General features: G+C 42.4%; 3 protein-coding genes. All 3 read left to right on the forward strand.

What is annotated here, in order from left to right:
- Positions 1-1572, forward strand: a 1572-nt coding sequence (locus ACVPON_RS01475) for an RHS repeat-associated core domain-containing protein (protein ID WP_462875471.1), incomplete at its 5' end; no start/stop codon positions are given.
- Entirely contained in the window at positions 1572-1889 is a 318-nt protein-coding gene (locus tag ACVPON_RS01480; RefSeq protein ID WP_462875473.1) for a hypothetical protein, read from the forward strand. The genes ACVPON_RS01475 and ACVPON_RS01480, both read left to right, overlap by 1 nt.
- Positions 1890-2253: 364 nt before the next feature.
- Positions 2254-3093 (forward strand): RHS repeat domain-containing protein (locus ACVPON_RS01485; protein ID WP_462875475.1); only part of this gene is annotated, 840 nt, incomplete at its 3' end.

Raw genomic sequence — 3093 nt, forward strand, 5'->3', positions numbered from 1 at the left:
TCCAGCCAGTACCAACTCTACGGTGCGACTAAGTCTAGCACAGACGAGACAGGCAACCCATTTGCCTACAATGGGGAAGCCAGAGATATCACAGGACTGGATTACCTCAGAGCACGGTATTACGACAGCCAAGCAGGGATTTTCCTTACAGAGGATTCCTATCAAGGTGAATTGACGGCTCCACTCAGTCAGAACCGCTACAGCTATGTTCACAACAATCCAGTCAATTATACCGATCCAAGTGGGCATTTCCGCCAAGCAAGGCGATTCAAACCTGTCAGAAGAGGTGCTAGTCTAGGTGCGACTTTTAGCAGAAGCATGGCTCAGATCGTACGGAGCATTGGAAATACTGTTTTAGACACTGCTAGATATATGAATCAGGAAGTGCAGTATATAACCCAGTATGTGTCTGCACTCATTCAAGCACCGGCTGAACATCGACCTGCGATAACCAATCTTTGGCAACAAGCCAGAGCCTTGCGACAATCTGTCTATGACTGGGGACAATCCGTTACCCGAGAAGCCCAAAATATTGCTCGCAATTGGACAAAATCCTTGGAGGAAACCATTCGCCATGTCTGCGACCCGAAAACCACTAAGGCAAAAGATAAAGGGGCATCTCCTAAACCTGTCAGCTTTGGAGGGGGAGGAGTTGCCAGCTGGGATAGCACGGCTGGCACAAGTTCTCGTTATCAGTCGAATGCTTCTGTCAAATCGAAAGCGAAAAAAGGTAGCTCCAAACGCACAAGTGGTTCACATTATGAAGTGAATCCAGGTGGTGCTGCCAGTTGGAATGGTACTTCTAGCACAAGCAATCAACCACAAAAAAGTAGTAAAAAAGGACATACATTTGATCCAAGCGGTCTGAAAAATCTTTCGTCAGGGAATATTCAAGCACTCGCAGGGATATCAGGTGTACTGGCAGGACTATTAGGAGGACCAGTGGTTGGGTTTGCGACTTATGGAGCTGTTAGCTCAGGTCTAACAAGTTATTCTAATGGTGACAAGCCATTAGATGTGGCAATGAACACAGCAGGCGGTGCTTTACAAGGTTATTTTGTTGGTAAGTATGTTGAAGCTGCATATATAGCTGCCAGTGGAGCAGTAGCTGGGTTAGGAGTACCCACGCAAGCTGAAAAACCCTATGGTCCTCAACCAGCTAGTGGACCATTAGAACCCTTGAAACCCTATGGTCCCCAACTAGCTACTGGGAACCTAGAACCGTTAAAACCTCTTCCTAATTCAGCGAATATGACCCGTGTTGGACGTTGGATGTCACCGAATGAATATAGTAAGATGCTTGAGACAGGGAAAGTACAGGTCTCTCCTAATGGTGATAGAACTTTTGTCTCCAATCCTGCTGATATTGAAGCATTTCAATCGGCTCCCAAGGGCTCTGTCTATATTGAATTTGATGTAGATAAAAATTATATTTTTCAAGCTGGACAAAAAAATTGGGGACAGATTGTAGCTCCAGGTTCTAAGTTTGATAGATTACTAGAGAAAAGAGGAGTCCCTATTTTAGACGAAATGCTTGATGCTTATAATATTGAAAAAATGGGAGAAAAATAATGTTAGAAGTAGAAAAGAAAATAGCCTTGGTTAAATCTTGGATAGATAATCTTGAATTTAGTAATGGTAAATTAGATATAAAATATATTATTGATAAAAAAAATTGTCTGGAAGTTGAGATTTCTAAGTCAAATTTAATATGGAGTGTATTAGTTAATAGTCCGGATTTTGCTCCTTATAAAAATGTTTGGATTGAAGTACTTGATTTAGATAATATAGACAATTATTATATATTAAGTTGGGGAGATGATATCTCTACTAAAGAAAGTGATATTATAAATAAGCTAAATGAAACTATTATATTGTTACTAAAGTAAATACAAGGCTATTCTTATAGGAATGTTCCATAGCCTACCAGAGGCAAAGGATAATGTAATTGTATTTCCGTGGTGCTGTTGGCGATTGAGCTAGTTATCGAGGACTTTGAAAACGCTGTATAATGTATCGTTTTCCGTCCTCTCTTTCCTAGCTCCCCGCCCACCTATGGAGCTATACTCCATAGGTGTTTTCCACATCACCACTATGCTTTTAAAAGTTGTCATATAAAAGCAAGATAAGGAATAAAACTGTTCTACTTACTTTATTCGTAAAAGTAAAATAAAAATACAGAAAGATAAATAAATTTTTTATTATATAGAACATATTTCGTAATATACTGATTATCTCGGTCAAGTAGAGACCATGACAGTATCCGACAAGGCAGGCAAGGAATTATCGAAACTCACCTACACCTATGACCTAGCAGGAAACAAGCTGACTAGCACGCAAGAAGTAGAGGGCAAGAAAGAAGAGACCCGCTTCACTTACGATGACAATAACCGCCTAACCAAACTAGAAAACAAGGACGGAACGACCTATACCTACGACAAGAATGGCAACCGCATCTCGTCTAAGAAAAATGATGACAAGTTAGACTACATCTACGACACTGAAAACCGCCTCCTTGCGGTTAAGGACAAGGAGGGACTTCTGATGGCAGCCCTCTATGACGGGGATGACAATCGAGTCTTTACTGCTAGCCGTAAGAAAGGTAAACATACCTATCAGCTCTTCAAACGAGAGGAGAAGAGGAAGTCTCCTTATACTGCTCCGAATGGGGAGGAGCCTAGCCTCTTCTGGTATGGCTTTAGTCAGAATGTCTTACAGGCATTGTCTACCCTACCGCAGACGGTGGGGACTATCTGGCATGAGATTTTTGATGATGTGTCGACTGCCTACCACCAGAAAGTGGCGAAAGACCGTGCGACTAAGGAGGGGCTAGTGGTCAACCCACCAGACCTTGGAGATCTGCCGGGTGAGGGTCAAGTGACCTATGCCTCAGAAGTGAAAGAGGTTCTCATTCCTTACACCACACGTGAGGATAGCTTTAACTATTACGAAGAGCGGAACTATGTCAACGATGTCAATCGGAAACATACCGAGGTACTCCAGACCTATGACCGAGACTTAAAAGCAAGAGAAACCTATACCTACGGACAGGGCAGAAGTTCTTATCTCAACCATGAGACGGGGGATACCTAT

This window comes from Streptococcus sp. 1F3 (assembly GCF_054968985.1).

What these genes read in the sequence shown, in the direction of transcription:
- ACVPON_RS01480 (WP_462875473.1), top strand. Translation starts at nt 1,572, where the DNA reads ATGTTAGAAGTAGAAAAGAAAATAGCCTTGGTTAAATCTTGGATAGAT.